The 19,231-nt window shown below is 63.4% G+C and carries 21 protein-coding genes; 8 read left to right on the top strand and 13 right to left on the bottom strand.

Translation table 11 applies throughout. The features are described from left to right. Nucleotides 1-56: 56 nt before the first annotated feature. Together SH412_RS15945 and SH412_RS15950 are read right to left on the bottom strand one after the other, a co-directional pair. Complete coding sequence (locus tag SH412_RS15945; protein WP_336519007.1) at nucleotides 57-965, bottom strand: disk-shape morphogenesis protein volactin; 909 nt, start codon at nucleotides 963-965, stop codon at nucleotides 57-59. After that, nucleotides 962-2,578 carry a hypothetical protein gene (locus tag SH412_RS15950; RefSeq protein WP_336519008.1) on the bottom strand — a complete coding sequence of 539 codons (1,617 nt, stop codon included), beginning with the start codon at nucleotides 2,576-2,578 and terminating at the stop codon, nucleotides 962-964. The genes SH412_RS15945 and SH412_RS15950 overlap by 4 nt, the downstream gene beginning before the upstream one ends. Nucleotides 2,579-2,888: 310 nt before the next feature. Here SH412_RS15950 and SH412_RS15955 point away from each other — a divergent pair, with 310 nt between their 5' ends. Beyond that, nucleotides 2,889-3,569 (top strand): metal-dependent transcriptional regulator, encoded by a 681-nt coding sequence (locus tag SH412_RS15955; RefSeq protein ID WP_336519009.1) that lies wholly within the window; start codon nucleotides 2,889-2,891, stop codon nucleotides 3,567-3,569. 143 nt (nucleotides 3,570-3,712) lie between these two features. Next, nucleotides 3,713-4,579, top strand: coding sequence for a toll/interleukin-1 receptor domain-containing protein (locus SH412_RS15960; RefSeq protein ID WP_336519010.1), 867 nt, complete (start codon nucleotides 3,713-3,715; stop codon nucleotides 4,577-4,579). A gap of 300 nt (nucleotides 4,580-4,879) precedes the next feature. Here SH412_RS15960 and SH412_RS15965 read toward each other — a convergent pair whose 3' ends face one another. Continuing rightward, nucleotides 4,880-5,545: a hypothetical protein gene (locus tag SH412_RS15965; RefSeq protein WP_336519011.1), complete on the bottom strand. Its 666-nt coding sequence runs from the start codon at nucleotides 5,543-5,545 to the stop codon at nucleotides 4,880-4,882. 372 nt (nucleotides 5,546-5,917) lie between these two features. On the opposite strand from SH412_RS15965, the gene SH412_RS15970 reads away from it, so the two are divergent. Together SH412_RS15970 and SH412_RS15975 are read left to right on the top strand one after the other, a co-directional pair. Beyond that, the gene (locus tag SH412_RS15970; protein WP_336519012.1) at nucleotides 5,918-6,481 is read left to right on the top strand and encodes an RNA polymerase sigma factor; all 564 of its coding nucleotides are present in this window, start codon (nucleotides 5,918-5,920) and stop codon (nucleotides 6,479-6,481) included. Further along, nucleotides 6,474-6,920 carry a hypothetical protein gene (locus SH412_RS15975; protein ID WP_336519013.1) on the top strand — a complete coding sequence of 149 codons (447 nt, stop codon included), beginning with the start codon at nucleotides 6,474-6,476 and terminating at the stop codon, nucleotides 6,918-6,920. Before SH412_RS15970 ends, SH412_RS15975 begins: the two co-directional genes overlap by 8 nt. A gap of 244 nt (nucleotides 6,921-7,164) precedes the next feature. Here the strand turns inward: SH412_RS15975 and SH412_RS15980 are convergent, their stop codons facing one another. The 5 genes from SH412_RS15980 to SH412_RS16000 all read right to left on the bottom strand — a co-directional run bounded on the left by SH412_RS15980 (nucleotide 7,165) and on the right by SH412_RS16000 (nucleotide 11,996). Continuing rightward, the gene (locus SH412_RS15980) at nucleotides 7,165-8,637 is read right to left on the bottom strand and encodes an OprO/OprP family phosphate-selective porin (protein WP_336519014.1); all 1,473 of its coding nucleotides are present in this window, start codon (nucleotides 8,635-8,637) and stop codon (nucleotides 7,165-7,167) included. A gap of 237 nt (nucleotides 8,638-8,874) precedes the next feature. Beyond that, nucleotides 8,875-9,345 (bottom strand): hypothetical protein, encoded by a 471-nt coding sequence (locus SH412_RS15985; protein WP_336519015.1) that lies wholly within the window; start codon nucleotides 9,343-9,345, stop codon nucleotides 8,875-8,877. A gap of 151 nt (nucleotides 9,346-9,496) precedes the next feature. Then, nucleotides 9,497-10,054: an antibiotic biosynthesis monooxygenase gene (locus tag SH412_RS15990; protein WP_336519016.1), complete on the bottom strand. Its 558-nt coding sequence runs from the start codon at nucleotides 10,052-10,054 to the stop codon at nucleotides 9,497-9,499. 218 nt (nucleotides 10,055-10,272) lie between these two features. Next, nucleotides 10,273-11,361 carry an alkene reductase gene (locus SH412_RS15995; protein WP_336519017.1) on the bottom strand — a complete coding sequence of 363 codons (1,089 nt, stop codon included), beginning with the start codon at nucleotides 11,359-11,361 and terminating at the stop codon, nucleotides 10,273-10,275. A 140-nt stretch (nucleotides 11,362-11,501) separates the two neighbouring features. Beyond that, the gene (locus SH412_RS16000; RefSeq protein ID WP_336519018.1) at nucleotides 11,502-11,996 is read right to left on the bottom strand and encodes a MarR family winged helix-turn-helix transcriptional regulator; all 495 of its coding nucleotides are present in this window, start codon (nucleotides 11,994-11,996) and stop codon (nucleotides 11,502-11,504) included. Between the two features lie 160 nt (nucleotides 11,997-12,156). Here SH412_RS16000 and SH412_RS16005 point away from each other — a divergent pair, with 160 nt between their 5' ends. Together SH412_RS16005 and SH412_RS16010 are read left to right on the top strand one after the other, a co-directional pair. Further along, the gene (locus SH412_RS16005) at nucleotides 12,157-12,723 is read left to right on the top strand and encodes an RNA polymerase sigma factor (RefSeq protein ID WP_336519019.1); all 567 of its coding nucleotides are present in this window, start codon (nucleotides 12,157-12,159) and stop codon (nucleotides 12,721-12,723) included. Beyond that, nucleotides 12,720-13,256 (top strand): hypothetical protein, encoded by a 537-nt coding sequence (locus tag SH412_RS16010; RefSeq protein ID WP_336519020.1) that lies wholly within the window; start codon nucleotides 12,720-12,722, stop codon nucleotides 13,254-13,256. The genes SH412_RS16005 and SH412_RS16010 overlap by 4 nt, the downstream gene beginning before the upstream one ends. A gap of 98 nt (nucleotides 13,257-13,354) precedes the next feature. Here the strand turns inward: SH412_RS16010 and fabD are convergent, their stop codons facing one another. From fabD to rpmF, 3 genes are all read right to left on the bottom strand, one after another. Next, on the bottom strand, nucleotides 13,355-14,266 hold the full coding sequence (gene fabD, locus SH412_RS16015) for an ACP S-malonyltransferase (RefSeq protein ID WP_336519021.1): 912 nt from the start codon (nucleotides 14,264-14,266) through the stop codon (nucleotides 13,355-13,357). A 127-nt stretch (nucleotides 14,267-14,393) separates the two neighbouring features. After that, nucleotides 14,394-15,407 (bottom strand): phosphate acyltransferase PlsX, encoded by a 1,014-nt coding sequence (plsX, locus tag SH412_RS16020; protein ID WP_336519022.1) that lies wholly within the window; start codon nucleotides 15,405-15,407, stop codon nucleotides 14,394-14,396. Between the two features lie 7 nt (nucleotides 15,408-15,414). After that, nucleotides 15,415-15,594 carry a 50S ribosomal protein L32 gene (gene rpmF / locus SH412_RS16025; protein ID WP_336519023.1) on the bottom strand — a complete coding sequence of 60 codons (180 nt, stop codon included), beginning with the start codon at nucleotides 15,592-15,594 and terminating at the stop codon, nucleotides 15,415-15,417. Between the two features lie 242 nt (nucleotides 15,595-15,836). On the opposite strand from rpmF, the gene SH412_RS16030 reads away from it, so the two are divergent. Beyond that, on the top strand, nucleotides 15,837-16,295 hold the full coding sequence (locus SH412_RS16030; RefSeq protein WP_336519024.1) for a hypothetical protein: 459 nt from the start codon (nucleotides 15,837-15,839) through the stop codon (nucleotides 16,293-16,295). An 80-nt stretch (nucleotides 16,296-16,375) separates the two neighbouring features. Next, the gene (locus SH412_RS16035) at nucleotides 16,376-17,260 is read left to right on the top strand and encodes a hypothetical protein (protein WP_336519025.1); all 885 of its coding nucleotides are present in this window, start codon (nucleotides 16,376-16,378) and stop codon (nucleotides 17,258-17,260) included. A 196-nt stretch (nucleotides 17,261-17,456) separates the two neighbouring features. Here the strand turns inward: SH412_RS16035 and SH412_RS16040 are convergent, their stop codons facing one another. Next, nucleotides 17,457-17,993, bottom strand: a complete 537-nt coding sequence (locus SH412_RS16040) for a Crp/Fnr family transcriptional regulator (RefSeq protein ID WP_336519026.1) — start codon at nucleotides 17,991-17,993, stop codon at nucleotides 17,457-17,459. Then, nucleotides 17,993-19,225 carry a Glu/Leu/Phe/Val family dehydrogenase gene (locus tag SH412_RS16045; protein WP_336519027.1) on the bottom strand — a complete coding sequence of 411 codons (1,233 nt, stop codon included), beginning with the start codon at nucleotides 19,223-19,225 and terminating at the stop codon, nucleotides 17,993-17,995. The genes SH412_RS16040 and SH412_RS16045 overlap by 1 nt, the downstream gene beginning before the upstream one ends. Between the last annotated feature and the right edge of the window lie 6 nt (nucleotides 19,226-19,231).

Raw genomic sequence — 19,231 nt, forward strand, 5'->3', positions numbered from 1 at the left:
GTGAATCGCCTGAGAGGATTGAAGCAACGCCCGACTGGCGGCCGGCACAGCCGGCCCTACGCGACTTTGCAACGGTTGTTTGCTTCCAGTTCGGCGTGGATCAGGCAGCCGCGGGCGACGGCTGCTGCAGGAGTTCGCGGACTCAGGACGTGTTCCAGACGCTGCCGCCAGCCGGTTTCCTCCCAGGCCTCGCGGATCAGTTCCGCCAGTTCCGGTTCGGTCTCAATCCCGGCACAGGCCAGCGTGACTGGCCCCGGCAGGGCGCAGGTCAACGTCCCTTCGACCTCGCGGCGGAGGGCATCGAAAGCATCGACGAGCTGATCACGGAAGGCTTCGGTCGGCGGCCGCTGACCATCAGCCATGTCGAATCGGGCAGCGTGCCGCACGGAGGCGGCCGCGATTTCTTTTCCGCAGACAACAATGCTGGCCTGGGTCGCTTCGTCGTCGATGACGACGCCCATGCCCGTCAGCCGGTGTGGCCCCAGTTCGGCCAGAACCAGCGCCAGCCCCGCATTCACAAATCGCGGCTCCCAGCCCCGCAGCAGCACTAAGTGCGATAAGTGTTCCAGGTTGGCGTCCGTCTCCAGCGACTCCCTCGGGAGCGCACAGGGAATTGACAGGCAGCACAGGTCGCCGCGCTGCGGAGCCTCGGGAACGACCGCTTCAATCGCCAGCGCCAGCAACTGCCGCGACACCGGATCCCCCACCGGCACGCGACCATACGGCAGCAGCTTCTGCGGCGAGGAGAGCGCGATGCCGGCCCAGGCATCGAACCACTGGCCGATCACCAGCAGCCCCTCGCGGCAGATCTGATACCGCACCGACGACTCCTGCAGCCGCTGTCGCACGGCGGGCGTATCCTGCAGGACGCAGAATCGCGGCGAGCACGACCGGAGGACCAGCGCCTCGTGTTCCGAGCGGATCGAGCGAAACGCCTCGGCCGCGAGCTGGACTCCAAGACTCATCGCCCACCTCCCTGAAGTTGCTGCAGCGCCCGATCAAACGGCGTCCGGAGATCCGTCGCCTGCTTCAGCCGTTCGAGAATCAACGCCCGCGCGACGACCGCATTGTCTTCCGCAGACGGCTCCACGTCGCGAGGCTTCGCAGCCGGCCGCGCCGCCTCCTCCAGGAACTGCTCCACCCGACCGGCTCGGCGTTCCCTCCGCATGCGCCCGCCGAAAACGTGCGGCCGCGGAATCGGCGCATGCTCGGTATGTCGATGGACCACGGCCGCCGCACTCAGCCAGCCATCCAACCGCAATTCTGTCGGCAGATCGATCGGTTCCTCGCGGATCGGAACCGCATCGTCCAGCAACTGCTGCAGTCGCGTCGCCAGCTCATCGCGTTCGGGCACGACAGGAGGAACCGCAGCCGCAACGGCAACGGCAACGACCGACGGAAGAACTTCCTGCGCCGGCACGATGGTCGATGCTGCGGCTTCAGTCGGTTGGAGAGAGTCTTCGCGGGCCGGCTCGAACTCATCGACAATCCGACCGCCCCCAACCGCCTGGCGGACCGCCAGCGCCATGCCGACCAGCCCGACCACTGCCCCGAGAATGCCGAACAGGTGCCAGACGCTGATAGAAGAGGCCGCCTCTTCCGGAGCATCCAGCTCCTCTTCGCCAAACGCATCCGCCAGGTCTTCCATCGGATCGAGCGCCAGCGGCTGACCGGTCGGCGGGACCGGCGAACGCGGTGCGGGCACCGGAGCCGGTGGAAACTCGCGGAGCGCCTCGGACTCTCCCGGCGTTTTCAAATCGGCCGAAACGACCTCCGCCGGAGCGGGTATCGCGGCCGGCAGGGGAGCCGGCAACGGCGGGAGTTCGGATTCAACAACCGCCAGTCCCGGAGCCGCCTCACATGGCTCTGCAGTTGCCGTCGAAGACGCCCGGGCCTTCTGACTCCGATCGTACTCGAACGCCGCAGCCAGTCCCGGCGGCGCCTTCCGCCCCGCGAACAGGCCTGGTTCAAAGACAACAACGGCGCCGTTCTCCAGCGTCAACGGCTCGACCGGCCCCTGCCCCGGGTCCCACCGCATTTTACGGTGGTCGTCGATGACGTGAACCTGACGGGCCGCCTCGGTCGGCAACCCGAGCTGATGGATCAGCAACGTCGTTTCCGCCAGCTTTAGAGTGGGAATCTCCTGGACAACCGGCCGGTTCAGAATGCCGACCAGCGCCACGTGAATGCCGCGGGAGTTGCGCCCCACCGGCAGACGCGGATCCCGCTCGACCTGATAGACGTCGCCATCCCGGATTTCATCCCGTCCATCGGGTCGGAAGGGAAACAGCTCCGATGGCTTGCCGCACCGGATCGGCCGGATCAACGTCGACGCAGCCGGCGTGAAACCCTGCGCTCGCGTCACGAGCTGCTGCAGCGTGAGCGACTGGCCAACGATCCGGTAAACGCCAGGACGGTGGATCTCTCCCACAATGGCGATATGCATTTCCGCCGGGACATTCGTGGCCACCGGCGGCGGAGCAACCGGCGGCTTCGGCGTCGCCGCGAAAGCCATTCCCCCCAGCGTGCAGAGAGCCAGACCGAGCAGCCACCCCGGCGCGATCCGCTGGCGCAACATGATCGAACTCCCCCCTGAACATAATGCCCGCAACCTCGCCGGTCTGATCGGCGTCTTCGGGAGAATCGTCACAAGCGGCCGGGCCGGCTCATTGAAAACGGCGATTCCCGCGTCGCCCCGGCGGGATCAGGCGACGCAACCGTCAAAGTCTCACACGGCTGCCCCGGCCAGTTCGGCGGGCAATTGCTGGCGACTCCGGTCTGAAGCCTTATCCTCCGGCGGCGAAATGGTTTAGAATTCGTTCTGTCGCCTGCGAGACGTTTCTCTCACTCCCGGCGGTGCAAATCCGACTTCCCGAGCGAGCAGCAGGATGGCCAGCCTGACGGTGGAAAACTATCTGAAGGCGGCCCTGCAGATCGCCATGCGCGATGAGGTCGAGTGGATCTCGACCGGCCAGCTCGCCACAGCCCTGCAGGTCTCCCCCGGCACCGTCACCAGCATGCTGAAGACGCTGGCCGATTCCGGACTCGCCGAATACCGCCCCTACGAGGGAGCCCGCCTCACCCGCGAAGGTCAGTCGCTGGCGCTCCGCATGCTCCGCCGGCACCGGCTGCTGGAACTGTTCCTCGTCAAGACGCTGGATCTCTCCTGGGACCAGGTTCACGAGGAAGCAGAGAACATGGAGCACGCGGTCAGCGACATGCTGATCGACCGCATCGACGAATTCCTGGGCCACCCCGCCGCCGACCCGCACGGCGATCCCATCCCGGCCGCCGACGGCGAAATGCGGACGGATGGCAGCGAATGCGTCCCGCTGTCGTCGGTCGAGCCAGGGGCCGAAATCTGCGTGGCCCGGGTGACGAATCAGGACCCGGAGTTTCTGCGGTTTCTAGCCGACTCAGGCCTGACGATCGGGGCCACGGGACAGGTGGCGCAGAACTCGGCGGAGGCGGGGATCGTGTCGACCGAATTCGCCGGCCGGACGATTGCGCTGGGCCACCCGGCGGCGCGGCAGGTGCTGGTGCGAGTGGGTGGGTTGGGGTTGCCGTAAATCCCGCGGCGAGAAGTTAGACGTCTTCGCATGCCCCTTCTGACGCAGAAAGATTGACAAGTCCATTCCACACCGCAAAGCTGCAGTAAGATTCTACGCATTTTTCCGGTCGAATACTTGTTCGCGGATCAGGCAATTAATCGATGGCTAAACTCACCTTCATTGAACGCAAAAAGCTTGAAACGCTCCTTGAGATGGGCGGCGGATACGTCTTGGACTTTTCAAACCGCACGTTCCACGAATTCGTTGCCGACAGCGTTGGCCTGGAAATCTACGATCAAAAATACCGGTACGGAAGCGGTTCGAAGGCAAATTGTCTTCGCGGCTTCATTGAGGTCGAGTCCGACGTAAACGTCTCAAAGCTGATTCGTGATCTTGTTGAGTACGCCGCCGAGGTTCGCCGCGACGCAGATCCGGAGTTAGTCGCCGCATGTAACGCCATTTCCGATCGGCTGAACCGAGCGACCAATTCGTCACCGAGCGGCAACCGCACTGCGCCGGCAGCAATGCCCGTTTCGAATGAGCAACGAATACGGACATTCATCTCGTATTCATGGGACAACGAGAGCCATAAAGACTGGACGCGTGGCTTCGCCGACGCACTCGTTACCAATGGTATTGAAACCATACTTGATCAATACGATTTGCGTCCCGGAGAGGACCGCTTTCAATTCATGGAAGCTTCCGTGCGCGACGCCGATGCAGTGCTCTGCGTATGCACTCCTGCATACGTCCTCAAGGCTAACTCACGTTCAAGTGGAGTTGGTATTGAGACCAGCCTTTTGTCCCCCCAATTCTACGAACGAATGCGAACCGCAAAGCAGTTTATTCCAATCATTCGTGAATCTGATGGTGCCTCGCATACTCCCGACTACCTGTCACCATTGATCTTCATCGACTTTCGCATTGACTCCGAGTTTGGAAGCCGAATGGAGGAGTTGCTGCGGCTACTACACGGACAACCTAAGCATCGAAAGCCAACTATTGGGCCGCGTCCCAATTTCATGTAAAGAACCGCGATAAGAAGGGCAATCGGAGCGGCGGCGTTCAGGAATTGAATTCTCTCGAATGCCGGCCGGTGTTACCTTGGTCGTTAGGCGCCGGGCGCCTCTGCCGGACCGTCCGCGGGTCAGCAGTGCTCTTCGCAATCGATCGGGCAAGCCGGCGCGTTGAGATTCCATCAGCGACAATCTCCCCGACGGCCGCCGTTGGACTCTATCGATAGTCATGCGGCCTCGGATGACACTGCTGGCTTGATGCCGCGTCCGGGCCGCCCCAGCGGATTTTCACGGCGTCGGCAAGCCCGCCCCTCACCGAATCCGCAGCGTCCGGCAAGCCTCTTCGTAGCTCGCTTCCAGATCGAGAGAAATGGCCCAGTCCGCTTTGAGCCAGACCGGGAGCGTCGGCAGATTCTCTCCGACAGCAAGCGGGTAGTACCAGTGATCCAGCAGACGCCGCGGCCCTTCGTACCGCGTCCGCAGCGTCGCCGCAGAGATGGGAGGCGGTTGGTCTCCCAGGGCCGGATCGGTGCCGCCGAGAAAGTTCATCAGCTCGGCGTACAGGTTGAACGGACTCGTCGTGGCTACGTCGACGATCGAGACGCAGATGTCGTGCTTGAGGATCGCGGCGACTTTGGAAACGAACATTCCCCGCGTTTCCGGACGGTCCTTGTTGGAGGGGCTGACGATCTCGATCGCGGCGACAAGCCGGCGGTTGCGGCGGCTGTCGGAGATGCGGACCTCGTAGACGTCCTGTCCGGGGAGTTGAGGTTCAAGCGTCAGCGTCGGGCGGAGAGGAGAGGTGGTCGCGTCAGCAACCTCCTGCAACGTTCCCAGATGGACTCCCGGGGCCGCGAACCAAGGTTCCGGCAACATCTCGTCCAATTGCCGGACGATCATCGCCGGCCAGCCGCCATGCAGCTCATCCCACGCATGGACGTTATCGACGGGCGAACGGAAGTGATCACGTAGCGGCATCACAATCCCTCCGTTGACAGTGTACCACGCAACGGCGGCGGTGTGTCGAGACAACTGCACGTCAGGCTTGCGTCAGAGGCCATGAACCGAAAGCCGCCAGCCGCGGCGCCCGCGCGGGATGCACTCCACAATAACATCGATTCCAGCGTAGAGTCCTCCGCCGTCGCCGGAGCAGGCTTTCAGAAATCCTGCAGGACTGCGGGGATTCCACGGGGCACAATTGCAGCAGACTTTCTGTGGCAATGCCTTCCGCTGCAAACGGAGGCGCCGGCCAATTTTCCGATGACGCGATTTCCCGTTTGAACCTTTGGCGTCCGGGACGCGACTGTATTGCCGGCAGTGACTGACCGTAGCGATGGGGAGACAACCAGCGTGTCAGACTCCGACGAGAAACTGAACCGGGCGCAGGAATACCTGTGGGTCCTGCGCGCCCGTCAGGGTGACCGTCAAGCATTTCAGCTCCTGGTCGAGAAGTACGACAGACGACTCCTGTACTTCGTACGCCGCTTCGAACGGGACTCGGATCGCGCTTCGGATCTCGTCCAGGACATCTGGCTGACCGTCTTCTGCAAGATCGGCAGACTGGAGCTGCCCGAAGCGTTTCGGACGTGGCTATATCGAATCGCACACGCGAAGGCCGTCGCAACGATCCGGCGGGACATGCGGAGAGTTCCGAAAGAGTCTTCGCATGACAGCAAGGTTGCAACCGGAGATGCCGGTGCGTCTTGCCGGCTCGACGACGCCGATCTGGTGCATCGGGCGCTTGAGCGTCTGTCGTCCGATCACCGCGAAATCCTGGTCCTGCGGTTTCTGGAACAGATGACGCTCGAAGAAATCAGCGATGTGCTCGCCTGTCCGTCCGGTACGGTCAAGTCTCGGTTGCATTATGCGAAAGAAGCCATGCGACGAGCCGTTGAGGAGTTTGAAAATGGCTGAAGTGTCAAAACGCGATCTGGTGGACCTGCTGCTGGAGCGGGACGTTCCGTTCGATGACGAGCAATACGCGCTCCATCGTCGGAAACTTGCGGATCAGTTGGACAAAGCGAAGTGGAACGAGAAAACCGTCCGCATCGCAACGCTCGTGACCTGGCTGGGAGCGTTGTCCTTTCTCCCCCTGGTGCTTGCTCTACAGCGGCTTGTGCCGCGCGGCGGACTGCCGGCGGGCCTGCTCGGCGACGTCGTGGTGCCGGGACTCATGCTCCTCACCGTTGCCTGCGGCGCGCTCGCAATTCCGATGCTGGCGCTCTACTGGGCGCGCTACCGCGGGAACCTCGTCCGAGCGCGGGAGAACCTCCACGACACGGTTCTAAGCGATCTGCAAAAGACTATCGAGCAGTGCAAAGCCCGTCTCGACGACCTGGAGAAATCGCATTGATCCAGCTCTTCGCGGTTCGATTCCAGGACAAGCCGGCGAGGGGCATTCGAGATCATGACGACAGGCCTGCCAGATGCCGCGACAGGGTCAGCCGCGGAGCCCGGAATCTCCGGTCGTTTTTCGAAGAATCACCGCCGGATCTCGGCTTCGATTCTGCCGAAGCGTGGCGTTGTCGAGTCCCCTCTCCCGCATACCTGATGCGGGAGAGGGACGACAGGCGCGCCTCACAATCGTGGCCGGTCATTCAGAAATAGAGCTGGCACCGGGCCCAGTAGAGGTCGCTCGTCCGTGACCGCAGGTCCCGCTCTTCGTTGAACAGCACGGGATCGGCATACATGCCGTGCTGCCAGTCGAACGTCAGGCGGACGAATCGGTTCAAATACCAGTTCAGGCCGATGTCCGTGATCGCCGCCCGGTTCGTCCAGTCCGCCGCATCCGCCAGGCCCGCGGTAAACACGCGGTTGCTGAGCTGCAGATGCGAATAACGGCCAAACAACTCCACCGCTCCCGGTCCGCCGCCGGACTGAGGCGTAAACGGACGCAGCGGAACCACCACGCCACGTTTCTCCACCGTCTCGCCGGTCACAAAGCCGCCGAGTGTGACGTCAAACCCTGAGATCGGAATCGTCACGGCTTCGGCGGCGGGATCGGCGGCGAGCTGGAACCGCGCGGAATACCATTCCGCCTCCAGCGAAAACGGCCCGGCGTACCAGGACGCGTGCAGCGAACCCTGAATCCGCCGACCGGTCGCAACCACGCCGTCATTGAACTCCAGAAAAATCGACGAGGCCGCCTGAGCCGCTTCGTCGTTCTCCGACGTCTGCAGCGAAGTCCGCAGCGGCAGCGCCGATCCTTCGTAAGCCTGCCGGCCGACGGCCAGCGAACCGCCGAGGTTCAGGAACTGAAACCAAGGCGCGGAATCGGTATGCAGGAACGGCCGGGCGTTGAAGTATCCCACGGCGTCACGAGTGGCATTGGTGTCGGCGAGCCCGGCGAGCTGACCGAGCGTCCCGCCGATCGCGTACTGGAACTGATCGTCGTTCAGTCGACCGTGTGCAATCACCGCGGACTGACGGGCCAGTCCGAAGTTCAGCGCAAAGAGCCCTCGTTCGGGAGTGATGTAGTACTGTTCCAGATGGTCGTACCAGGCGAAGCTGTAGGGCGCAATGCTCCGTCCGACCTTGAACTGCAGCCCCTCGTTGATGCGAAAGTTGGTGTTCGCATCCAGAATATCGAAGGCCCCCTCGACGCTGCGCTGCAGCGACAGTTCGTATTCGAACAGCTCGGTCAATTGCCCTTCGAAGTAGACCCGGAACCGCGGAATGTACAACCCGCTCCGGGCCGGTTCCTGGTCGGTGGGAGTAAAGAACTTGCCGTCGACCTGAGTCAGCGCACGAACGCGGAACTGATACTGCTGATCCGGCGTCTCCAGCGTAAAGCCGTCCCCTAGCTTCGCCCTCAGCGGCAAATCCAGCTCGTCGCCATCCGGAAAGACCTGCTCGGGATCGCCCGTCGATTCTGCAAATGATCGCCCTCCCGCTTCGTAGGGAGCGGTCAAGAACGTCTCGGGCTCAATTCGTTCGACCACGTCTGAAGCCGTCGTCGTGGAGACGTCCTGCGACCGGGCCGCCTCCAGGCAACCGCACAGCGCCAGCGCCGCCAGGAGTAATGTCGGCAGGGCGGGGACAACGATCGTCCGGCATTGTCCCCAGTGCATCACCTGGACTGCCCCGACTGCAACTGGGGTGAAAGAGCCTCGCCGGCTGTCGACGGAGGACCTGAAGCGACATCCCTGGTGTTATCGAACTTGGAATTGCGAAACTTGAACGGTTGTAACGATTATTCCGGCGCGACGAGCGAACCGATGACCACCGCCGCTCTTAATGGCCGTCCACCAGTCGGCAACCGTTCCCGACGGACGGTCCGGCAGGAATCCAACCTGCTCCGGCCCGCTTCAGCAGCGCAGGTCATAGGCCAGCGAATAGCACCGGACGGTGTCATCCGCGTCACGGACGACCATCACCAGCGCCCCCGGCTTCTTGAACTGAATTTTCCCGTCGGCTTCGCGAAATTTCCAGTAGATTCCCCCCTGCCTGGTGAACGCGTCCCGACCGGCGTCCGCCCGGAAAATTCGCAGCGAGCTGGACGGGACTTGAATGATGGCGGTCTCACCCCGTTCGTCACGCGCCGATGTGAAATACAGCGGACGGCTGCGGCCGTCGCCATCGATCTTGAACGTGACCTGCTCCTCGAACATGAAGATTTCAGGACTGGCCTGAGCGCTTCTCAGCTCCGAGTCGGTGGTCGGCGGAGCCGCCGGCAGCGCAGACTGTTCCCCCTGAGCGTTCTGCGTCCCCAGGCCGACCGCGCAAATCGCCAGGCCCGCCGCCATCTTCACGGCATCTCTTCGATTGACATCGCTCATAGGGATCTCCAGGAAGATTGAGTCCAAGCGGGCGCACTCGGTTGCAGCCAGCGGGCAAACGTTCGTCGACTGCGTCCACCCGCAGCGTACACCTGCTGCAATCAGTCGTCGACATCAATCTGGCCGGTCCGGGAGACTTTGATTAACGTCCTCACCGGGCATGCAACCACGGGCGCAACCACTTCGTCAGCGTTGGCATGATCCCCCACGCCAGCGTCACCACGACAACGATCGTCACTACCGCCGTGACCGCGACCGGATGCCACTGCACCAGTCGCGGCGTCAGCAGACGGGACCACACCAGCACGGCCGGAAATACCCCCAGCCACGTGACGATCGCCATTTTCCAGCGAGGAGGGGGCGGATTGCCGCCGCGGAAAAACGCTTCGAATCCGTGCAGCGGACGGATCTCCGCCGGTCCTTCGATGAGATCGGCCGTCTCCCGCTGGTACTGCCGATACATCTCCGACTCGTAGAACGCGCGGCTGTGCTCCTCGCTCAGAAACGAGCGATGGAGGTAAAACTCGCGAGACGACGCTCCCGCGGCCGGCCGGAAAAGGTGCACGCCGGTCGCCCCCCGGTCGTCGAGCGACCGCTGGATGAACCGCACCAGGGCCTCCTCCAGTTCGGCTTCCCGGCCCTCTTTCGCATGGAGCGTAATCGCCAGGTGAACCGCTTCGTGCGGAATCCGGGGCGCGGCAGGAGTCATCGTTGTCCTCGGATCTTGAGGGATCGCAATCGCCTGAAGGCAAACTCCACGCGCAGTCTCTCCACCGACAACACGCGTGACTCAGTGTGAAAGTCGAAGTCCGGGGATGCTCGTTATCGCCTCGGCCCTCGGCCCGGCTCGGCCGGTCCGCGACATTGGAATCGGGAATCCGCGACCATTACTTGGGCGAACCGCCGCTCCGGCTCAGAGTGGCCGAATCACCTGGCCGACAGCGCGGGATAGTCGGTGTAGCCCGTCGATCCCGGCGCGTAATACGTCGCCACTTCCGGTTCATTCAGCGGAGCATCGGTCCGCAAGCGCTCGGGCAGGTCCGGGTTCGCGATGAACTTCTGACCGAAGACGATCGCGTCCGCCGCCCCTTCGCGGATCGCTTCCGCCGCGGTCTGCTTGTCGTATCCTCCGTTGGTGAATAGCACTCCCCGATAGGCTTCGCGGATGTGCGGCGTCACGCGCGGGGCATCCGGATTGAACAGCCGCCCCGGCCGGATTGCTTCGGCCGTGTGCAGGTAGGCCAGACCGAACTCATTCAGCATCCTGGCGGCCTGCGAATACAGTTCAACCGCATTGCTGTCGCTCATGCCGTTGCCATTCATCGTCGGACTCAGCCGCAACCCGGTCCGATCCGCCGACCAGGCGGCCGTCACCGCCTCGACCACTTCGCGGAGAAAACGCAGCCGGTTCTCGATCGACCCGCCGTACTCGTCGTCGCGCCGATTCGATGCATCCCGCAGAAACTGGTCGATCAGGTAGCTGTTGGCGCCGTGAATCTCCACGCCGTCGAAGCCCGCGTCGCGAGCCCGCCGAGTCGCGGCGGCATAGTCCTCGACAATCGCGGCGATCTCCGAACGGGTGAGTGCATGCGGAACGACAAACGGCTTCTTCCCGGTCGGCGTGTGGGCTTCGCCCGTCGCAGCGATCGGACTGGGAGCGACGGGGAGCCCGCCATCGTGATAGTCGGGATGGGAAATGCGCCCCATATGCCACAGTTGGAGAAACATCCGTCCGCCAGCCTCATGAACCTCATCGGTCACTCGGCGCCATCCCGCAACCTGCTCGTCGGTGTAAATCGCGGGAGCGCCATGCCAGCCATATCCCTGGGCGCTGATTGCGGTCGCTTCGGAGACGATCAGAGCCGCCCCGGCCCGCTGGCGATAGTATTCCGCCATCAAGGCGTTCGGCACACGATCGGTGGCGCGGGCGCGGGTCAGCGGCGCCATCACGATCCGGTGCGGAAGCTCCAGTGCACCGACCTGCAGCGGCCGAAAGAGTGTGTCGTTGTCATTCATCGCATGATCCATTTTTCTGCGTCTGACGAGTGAATTTCCGGATCGGCGAACGCCGCCGGCCGACGATTTCAAGAAAGCCCCAGAAACGCATTCGCACTCAATGTTTCACCACTCAACTATCGGAATCAAAAAAAACTGCGTCAGTCCGCCCCGCCCTTTGGGGACGCAGGCAGATGCGGAGCCCGCGCCTTCTCCATCAGCTCCACAAGCTGCTGGCATTCCTCTCCGCTCAAACCGCGGCACAGGCTCTGGTGGAGCTCCATGACCGGGCCGTCCATCTCCTGCAGCAGCTTGCGCCCCTCGTCGGTCAGCGACACGTACCAGATCCGCCGGTCTTTGGTGCACCGCTCGCGAGCCACCAGCAACCGCTTCTCCAGCTTGTCGATCAGCCCCGTAATCGCCGGAACCATGGTGATCAGCCGGTCCGCGATCTCCAGGCACGGCAGCGCCTTCCCCTCGCCGCGGAGAATCCGCAGCACGTTGTACTGGGGCTGGGTCAGTCCGTATTCGCGAAAGAGATGCCCGAACCGGTACTGAAACAGATCGTTCGTCCGCAGCAGCCCGACTACGGCCGATTGCTGCACGGAATCAAAGGCCTGCTTCTTTTTCAGCTCGTACTCAAGTTTTCCGACCACGCCTTCACCTCCACGGACCGAATTCCTCGGCCGCAGAATTACTTTATTGCTAATTGTTCTTGAAGTCAACGGTATTCCAGAGAATAAACACCTTCCAATCAACGCCCGACGCCGGCAAATCCCCTTCGACTCCCTCGTCCCCACCGGTATACTGCTCTGCATGGACCCCGCCGACGAGCCGCTGATGCTCCGCGTGCAGGCCGGTGACGAACCGGCTTTCGAGATCCTCGTCCGCAGATACCAGGCCCCCCTCCTCCGCGTCGCCCGCAGCAAGCTCGGACCGTGCGCGGCCGCGGAAGACGTCGTGCAGGAATGCTTCCTCGCCGTCTACGCCGGACGGGCCAGCTTCAAGCCGCAGTTTGCCTTCCGGACTTGGCTCTGGACGATCCTGCTGAATCTCTGCAAGCGGCACTACGCCCGGGCGCAGCGACGGGCGATGGAATCGCTTCTCACTTCCGACGGCGACTGCCGGGCGGAACCGCAGACCGACCAGACCGGCTTCGATGCCGCGATCCAGTCCGAAGAGTCGGCGCGGCTCGACGCCGCTCTCATTCAACTCCCGGAAGTCCAGGCAGACGCGATCCGGCTCCGCTTTCACGCCGAACTGACCTTTGACGAAATCGCCGCGACCATGCAGTGCAGCGTCAGCGGCGCCAAGCAACGCGTGCGACACGGCCTTGAGGCCCTCGCCCGCCACCTGCAGCCTGTGGAGGATCGCCAGCCATGAATTGCGATCAAGCCTTCGACGCCATCACCGATCCGACCGGCGCGGAATCCGCCGCCCTGCGCCAACACTTGGCCCGCTGCCCACGCTGCCGCGAAATGCGCGAGACCTTGTCACCGGCGCTGAACGCCCTGTACGAAGATCGCGACGGCAGCCGCCATGCGGAGACCGCCTGGTCCGGCACGTCGCTCCCTCGGCTCGACCTGCAGCAACTGGCCGCCGAGTCTGCCAGTCGGCTCGCCGTCGCAACCCCTTCCCGGCTGGGAATTGCGTCTCCTCGACGACCACTCCCGGCGGCGTGGAGCCATCTGCTGACGGCGTCACTGCTGCTGGCCCTCGGCGTGGGCATCGGTTGGGGCGGCCATCAGCTCTCCCGCTCGCCGGCTGTCTCGCAGCCATCGTCCATGGCGATGCCAGCGGGAATGTCCTCCGCGTGCCTCTGGAAGTCGCGCCAGGCCGGCGCTGACGCCGCCACCGGAGATTCCCCGCGGACCGTAGTCCTGTCGTGCCTCGCCTGTCACCTGGCGAATCGTTGATCGTCTATGGTTGATCGTTGATGGCCAGAAAGTCAAAAGCCTGGTCGCTTACAGACTCTTCTCAACCATCAACCATAGACGATCAACCATCAACGAATTCACGGCGTATCATTGATCGACTGGCAGTCGAGCTTGCGGTCGATCCGCTTCATCAGGCCCTTCAGGACTTTGCCGGGGCCGACTTCGAAGAATTGCGTCGCACCCGCCGCCAGCAGCGCCCGGACCGAATCCTCCCAGAGGACCGGCTGCACCACCTGCCGCACGAGGAGCTGGCGGATCTCTTCCGGATCCGAATGCGACCGGGCGTCGACGTTCGAGACCACCGGAATCCGCGGCGGCTGAATCGTCACGCCCCGCAGCGCCTCGTCGAGCGCGGAGCAGGCCGATTGCATCAGCGGCGTATGAAACGCCCCGGCGACCGTCAATGGAATCGGCTTGCCGCCGATCTGCTCGATCACCTCGACCGCCTTCGCGCAGGCCGGCTTCTCGCCCGAAAGCACCGTATTGCCCGGACAGAGGTAATTCGCGATCCAGATCTGCCCTGCGACCGACGCCCCCTCGCGGACCTGCTCGACCTTCTCACGATCCAGCAGCAGGGCGCTGACCATGCCCGACGGATTCGCGTCCGCCGCCGCCTGCATCGCCTCGCCGCGACGCTTCACGACCCGCAGGCCGTCTTCGAAGGTCATCGCTCCCGCAAAGACCAGCGCGGTGTACTCGCCCAGGCTCAAGCCGGCCGCATGGCTGCAGCCCTCAATGGCGGCGGGATTCTGCTCGCGGAGCAGTTCCAGGGCCGCCAGGCTGCTGACGAACAGCGCCGGCTGGCTGATCACGGTGGCGTCCAGCCGTTCGGCCGGGCCGTTGAAGCACAGGTCAGCCAGGTCGTAACCCAGGATCTCGCGAGCCTGATCGTACAGCCTGCGAGCCGCCGGAAACCGCTCGGCGATCGTCTTCCCCATGCCCACATGCTGGGCGCCCTGCCCGGGAAACAGAAACGCGATCTGGCTCATGGGAGGTCTCCGTCAACGTCAACGTCAAAGCACCAAGCCAATTGGCGAACAATGCGTGGGGACGTGCTGCAGGGTGAGTCGAGTCTTCGAGGCTCACCGCGGCCTGACAGAGGAAGCCGCGGAATCCTCAGGCGACGTTGCCGTTGGCCGCTTCCGCCGCCAGTTCTTCGATGATCTTTTCGTTCAGCCGGCGATCTTTCATCCCGGTCGCCACGCGGAGCGCACTGGCGATCGAACGGCTGTTGCTGGCGCCGTGACAGATGATGCAGATCCCGTCGACACCCAGCAGCGGCGCGCCGCCGGATTCGTGGTACTGGAACCGCTTGTCGAGGTTCTTGAAGGCCTGCATCGCCAGCGGCTTTTCCTGCTGCAGCGTCCCCATCAGCTCGCCGGCCATGGCCTTCGTCAGCATGTCGACGATGCCTTCGCTGACCTTCAGAATCACGTTCCCGACGAAGCCCTCGCAGACGACGACCTCGGTCGCCCCCTGGTACAGGTCCCGCCCTTCGACGTTGCCCACGTAGCGGTCTACAAACCGGCTGCGGGCGAACATCAGGTGGGCGTCGCGGACCAGATCCACCCCCTTACCGTCCTCGGTCCCGATATTCATCAGGCCGACGCGGGGAGTGGCGATCCCAAGAGTTTCGCGGGCGTAAATCGAGCCCATCACGCCGTACTGAAACAGGTGCTCGGGACGGGCCGCCGGATTGGCCCCCACGTCCATCAGCACCGCACGTCCCTGCATGGTCGGCAGCGCCACGGCGATCCCCGGGCGCTTCACCCCTTTCAGAAACAGCCGCGTCGTCAATCCCGCCGCCACGACCGCGCCGGTATGCCCGGCACTCACGACGGCGTCGACCTGCTTGCCCGCCATCAACTTCCAGCAGGCGGTGATCGAGCAGTTCGGCTTCTTCCGCAGCGCCTCGGTCGGCTTCTCTTCCATGCCGATCCAGCCGTCCGCCGGATGGATTTTCAACCGACCGCCTGCATCACCGAGCCGGGTCAGCGCAGCGTCGAGCTGCGGCTGATCTCCGACCAGCACGACCTCCAGATCGGGGTTCTCCTGCAGTGCGGCGATCGCTCCTTCGATGTTGGGCTCGGGGAACACGTCCCCACCCATCGCATCCAGTGCTATCCGCATCACAGAGTTATTCCTCGACCGAAACCAGCGCGCGTCCCTGATAGGAACCGCAGGTCGGGCAGACCACGTGGCTCTTGATCATCGTCTGGCACTGCGGGCAGTGCTGCAGTTGCGGCGGCTTGATAGCATCGTGGCTCCGGCGTTTCCGGGAGCGAGACTTCGATTGACGGCGATCCGGGACAGCCATGGCAGGTGCGTCCAAAACTCAGATGGAAAAACGAATGCGGAACGGTACGGTCCTCTCCTGTCGACGGACCGATTGCGTTCCGCTGCGAAGTTCGGCATCGTAAAGGCTCTTCGCAACAACTGTCAAGCGACGCCGTTAGGTCGATTGACGGCAACCTCGCGATTGCCGTCGACCGCCGACCGGAAAACGAACGTCGCATTCTCATTCGGCCTGCCTTGCGTCCCCGAACACCCGAGTCCAGGATGTCCGAACCTTCTGGCACAAAAGACCTTGAGAAGCCGCCTGCCCGCCCGCAGACAGGCGGTCTGGCCGCACCGGCGGACTGGCGGCTCCCCCTGCGCGGATTCATCCCCCTCGTCCTGGTCACCACGCTGTTGCTTCAATCCGTCTTCTGGCTCTGGGCCCGGTCTGTCCCCCTCGCCATCCCCTACCTGGTGATCGTCTGGTCATTTCTCGGTCTGGCCCTGACGCTCGTCGGCATGGGCTGGGCGGCAGTCATCGCCCTGGCAGATGATCCCAGACGGGGCATTCTGTTCGCGTCACTCCCCCCCTACCTCATCTGGTACACCTGCACCCGCTGGCCCCTCGTCGGGCAGCCGATGACGGTCTTTTTCTGCGGGCTGGCTCTGAGCGCCGTCAGCATGTGGAGCGGACTGGAGATGCTGAAAGCCTATGCCGAGTCCATTCCAGGATCGAATTGACAGCCCCCGCGACCCGCCGCACGATGATTCCTTCCGGCCGCCGCTCGATCGCAGCGCTCACTCACTTTGCGAGGAATTCCATGAAGTCCGCGATTCTCCTCCGTTGCCACGCAATGCTGGCGATGGTCTGCATGCTGGCCCCGGCGACCCTCCAGGCGGCCGACGTCTTTGAACGACATGCCGGCCCCATCATTCGCAAGTCGTTTGAAGATCTGGACGCCGCGAAGGCCGTCGCTCAGATCACGCTCAACGAATCGGCGCGCCTGAAGCCCCTTTCCGCGACCATCGGCTCTCCCTGCATTTTCATCAAGACGGACGAAGAAAACTGGAGCAAGGCTATCGTCACCTGGGGTCTGCGTAAGACTGCAGACAAACCCGTGCAGGTGCTGCTGATCGAGCGCTTCGTGACGTACCGCGGCGACCGCCCGGAGCTGACCACCGCAGTCGGCAAGGACGTGATGGTCTTCCCGGGGTTCGCCTTCAACTTCGATATCGGCCAGGTCGTCCCCGCCGGTCAGGGGGGCGATATCGAGTTCACCGCCGACGGAGCCCTGAAAGTTCTCGAACCTGCCAGAATGATCCCCCTCAACGGATCGCAGCTTCCCCCCGTCGACAAGGCCACCGGCAAACCGGCCGATCATGAAGGGGTCGAAGCGGGCGACTTTGCCGGGACCTGGAAGGTCGACGCCGACGGTCGCTGGACCGGCGAATGGCGGCTCAAGATCGCCGAGAACGGCCGGGCGACCGGTTCATTCGTCTCGAAAGACCTGCAGAACACCTACGACATCACTGGCCAGATCGGCGGCACGCCGCACAACCTGAAACTCGACGTCTTCCTCGCCAACGCCCAGATGCAGGTCGACGCCTACCTCTGGACCACGGACAAGTCCAGAATGGCCGGCACGGTCACGCTGACAGGCCGCAAATTCGGCTTCCTCGCCACGCGCGTCGAGGAAACGGAGTAGCCGAGAGATGAGTCCAGAAGGGTGGCACGCCCAGAGTCCTCGATGGGCGTGGTTTTCGTCGCTTTCCAATGAAAGACACGCCCATCGCCAAGCCTCTGGGCGTGCCACCCGAAAGCAATGACGGGTATCAACGAGCGGCCGACACTTTCGGCCCGCCCGCTCTGCGATACCCGAATCCCGAGACCCGATACCCGCCTTACATCAGATTCCAGTCCCCGAACAGACGGGACCGGAACTCCGTCCACTCTTCGCGATGCCGGACCGGCTCCGCGTTGTGCTCCATGATCGTGCAGACCCAGTCGTCCATCTTCCGCAGCCGCTGGGACAGGATGGTCACCAGGTTCGACAGCACGACATACGCAATCCGCGGCTGATGCGTGTGGAGCCGCTCGAAGCGCTCCCGCGTCAGCCGCCACAGCACCACCGCCGCCTCGGTTCTCACGGACGCCGAGTGCGGCGCGGAGTGCAGGAACGACATCTCCCCGAAGAGGCTCCCCGCCTCCAGCGTCGCCAGATGCTTGCACTGTCCCAGATGGTTGCAGCGGGCGACCTTGCAGACCCCGCGGACGATCAGCCACAACGACTGCGAATCGCCCCCTTCATGGATGATCTCGGCCCCAGCGGGGTGGTGCTCGATCGTCATCAGCTCTTCGATCTGCTTCCGCTCTTCAACGGTCAGGCCATGAAAAAGCTGGCACATCTGCAGCGTCGCCGTCAGTCCGTCGTCCGTCATCAGATCCCTCCCAGCACGGTCGCCCGACCGACCCGGCCAATCCCCAGAATATACGCAGCCGTCCGCAACGAAACTTTCTTTTCCTCAGCCAGCGTCCAGACGCGGTCGAAGCCGTCGAGCATGACCTTCCCCAGCTCGTCCCGCACCCGATTGACGTCCCAGCGGAAGTGCTGCCGGTTCTGGACCCATTCAAAATAGCTGACCGTCACCCCCCCCGCATTCGCCAGGATGTCGGGGACCACAACGATCCCCTTACGGCGGAACACATCGTCCGCTTCGGCTTCCGTCGGATTGTTGGCCGCTTCCACGATGTACTTCGCACGGACCGCGTCGGCGTTCTCCGCCGTCAGCACGCCCCCCAGCGCCGCGGGGATCAGGATATCGACGTCCGCGGCCAGCAAGGCCGCATTGTCGATCGCGTCCGTTCCCGAAAAGTCCTTGACGCCCTTATTACTTCGCGCATACTCCAGCAACCTGGGAATGTCGAGCCCCTCGGGATTGAGAATCCCTCCGGACACGTCCGAAACCGCGACTACCTTCGCCCCTTTCTCGTGCAGAATGCTGGCGGTAAACGTTCCCACATTGCCGAAACCTTGCAGGGCCACTTTCACCCCCTGCAGATCGCGCCCGAACTTCTTCATCATCGCCTCTGCGCACAGCACCACGCCGCGACCGGTCGCTTCTTCGCGGCCTTCAGAGCCGTGCAGCTCGACCGGTTTCCCCGTGACGCACGCCGGCTGAAAACCGTAGAATTTCTCGTACTGGTTGGCGAACCACGCCATCACCTGGGCGTTAGTCCCCATGTCTGGCGCCGGAATATCCTTATCCGGTCCGACCATGTCGTGAATCTCGTCGACGAACTTGCGGGTGATCCGTTCGAGCTCGCCCGGGCTGAGCTGCTTGGGATCGACCGAAATCCCCCCCTTCGCGCCGCCATACGGCAGATTGACGACCGCCGTCTTCCAGGTCATCAGCGAGGCCAGCGTCAGCACCTCTTCGGCGTCGACCTCGGGGTGATACCGCAGCCCTCCCTTCATCGGACCGCGGGAACTGTCGTGCTGAACCCGGTAGCCGATATAGGTGGCGATCTCGCCGTTGTCCAGTTCCAGAGCGACCTGAACCTTCACCTCCCGCTCGGGAACCTGCAGCAGCCGCCGCATGTTGGCAGACAGCCCCAGCAGATCGGCCGCCGACTCGAAATAGTGGCAGGCATTGTTGAAAGAATCAGCCATGTTGCG

The organism is Planctellipticum variicoloris, from assembly GCF_030622045.1.
Classification (GTDB): domain Bacteria; phylum Planctomycetota; class Planctomycetia; order Planctomycetales; family Planctomycetaceae; genus Planctellipticum; species Planctellipticum variicoloris.

Coding starts and splice junctions, on each gene's coding strand:
- SH412_RS16040 (WP_336519026.1), bottom strand. CDS start 17,993: ATGACGGACGACGGACTGACGGCGACGCTGCAGATGTGCCAGCTTTTT.
- SH412_RS15995 (WP_336519017.1), bottom strand. CDS start 11,361: ATGAATGACAACGACACACTCTTTCGGCCGCTGCAGGTCGGTGCACTG.
- SH412_RS15965 (WP_336519011.1), bottom strand. CDS start 5,545: ATGCCGCTACGTGATCACTTCCGTTCGCCCGTCGATAACGTCCATGCG.
- SH412_RS15975 (WP_336519013.1), top strand. CDS start 6,474: ATGGCTGAAGTGTCAAAACGCGATCTGGTGGACCTGCTGCTGGAGCGG.
- SH412_RS15990 (WP_336519016.1), bottom strand. CDS start 10,054: ATGACTCCTGCCGCGCCCCGGATTCCGCACGAAGCGGTTCACCTGGCG.
- SH412_RS16005 (WP_336519019.1), top strand. CDS start 12,157: ATGGACCCCGCCGACGAGCCGCTGATGCTCCGCGTGCAGGCCGGTGAC.
- SH412_RS15955 (WP_336519009.1), top strand. CDS start 2,889: ATGGCCAGCCTGACGGTGGAAAACTATCTGAAGGCGGCCCTGCAGATC.
- rpmF (WP_336519023.1), bottom strand. CDS start 15,594: ATGGCTGTCCCGGATCGCCGTCAATCGAAGTCTCGCTCCCGGAAACGC.
- SH412_RS15980 (WP_336519014.1), bottom strand. CDS start 8,637: ATGCACTGGGGACAATGCCGGACGATCGTTGTCCCCGCCCTGCCGACA.
- SH412_RS15945 (WP_336519007.1), bottom strand. CDS start 965: ATGAGTCTTGGAGTCCAGCTCGCGGCCGAGGCGTTTCGCTCGATCCGC.
- SH412_RS16030 (WP_336519024.1), top strand. CDS start 15,837: ATGTCCGAACCTTCTGGCACAAAAGACCTTGAGAAGCCGCCTGCCCGC.
- SH412_RS15985 (WP_336519015.1), bottom strand. CDS start 9,345: ATGAGCGATGTCAATCGAAGAGATGCCGTGAAGATGGCGGCGGGCCTG.
- SH412_RS15950 (WP_336519008.1), bottom strand. CDS start 2,578: ATGTTGCGCCAGCGGATCGCGCCGGGGTGGCTGCTCGGTCTGGCTCTC.
- SH412_RS16010 (WP_336519020.1), top strand. CDS start 12,720: ATGAATTGCGATCAAGCCTTCGACGCCATCACCGATCCGACCGGCGCG.
- fabD (WP_336519021.1), bottom strand. CDS start 14,266: ATGAGCCAGATCGCGTTTCTGTTTCCCGGGCAGGGCGCCCAGCATGTG.
- SH412_RS16045 (WP_336519027.1), bottom strand. CDS start 19,225: ATGGCTGATTCTTTCAACAATGCCTGCCACTATTTCGAGTCGGCGGCC.
- SH412_RS15960 (WP_336519010.1), top strand. CDS start 3,713: ATGGCTAAACTCACCTTCATTGAACGCAAAAAGCTTGAAACGCTCCTT.
- plsX (WP_336519022.1), bottom strand. CDS start 15,407: ATGCGGATAGCACTGGATGCGATGGGTGGGGACGTGTTCCCCGAGCCC.
- SH412_RS16035 (WP_336519025.1), top strand. CDS start 16,376: ATGAAGTCCGCGATTCTCCTCCGTTGCCACGCAATGCTGGCGATGGTC.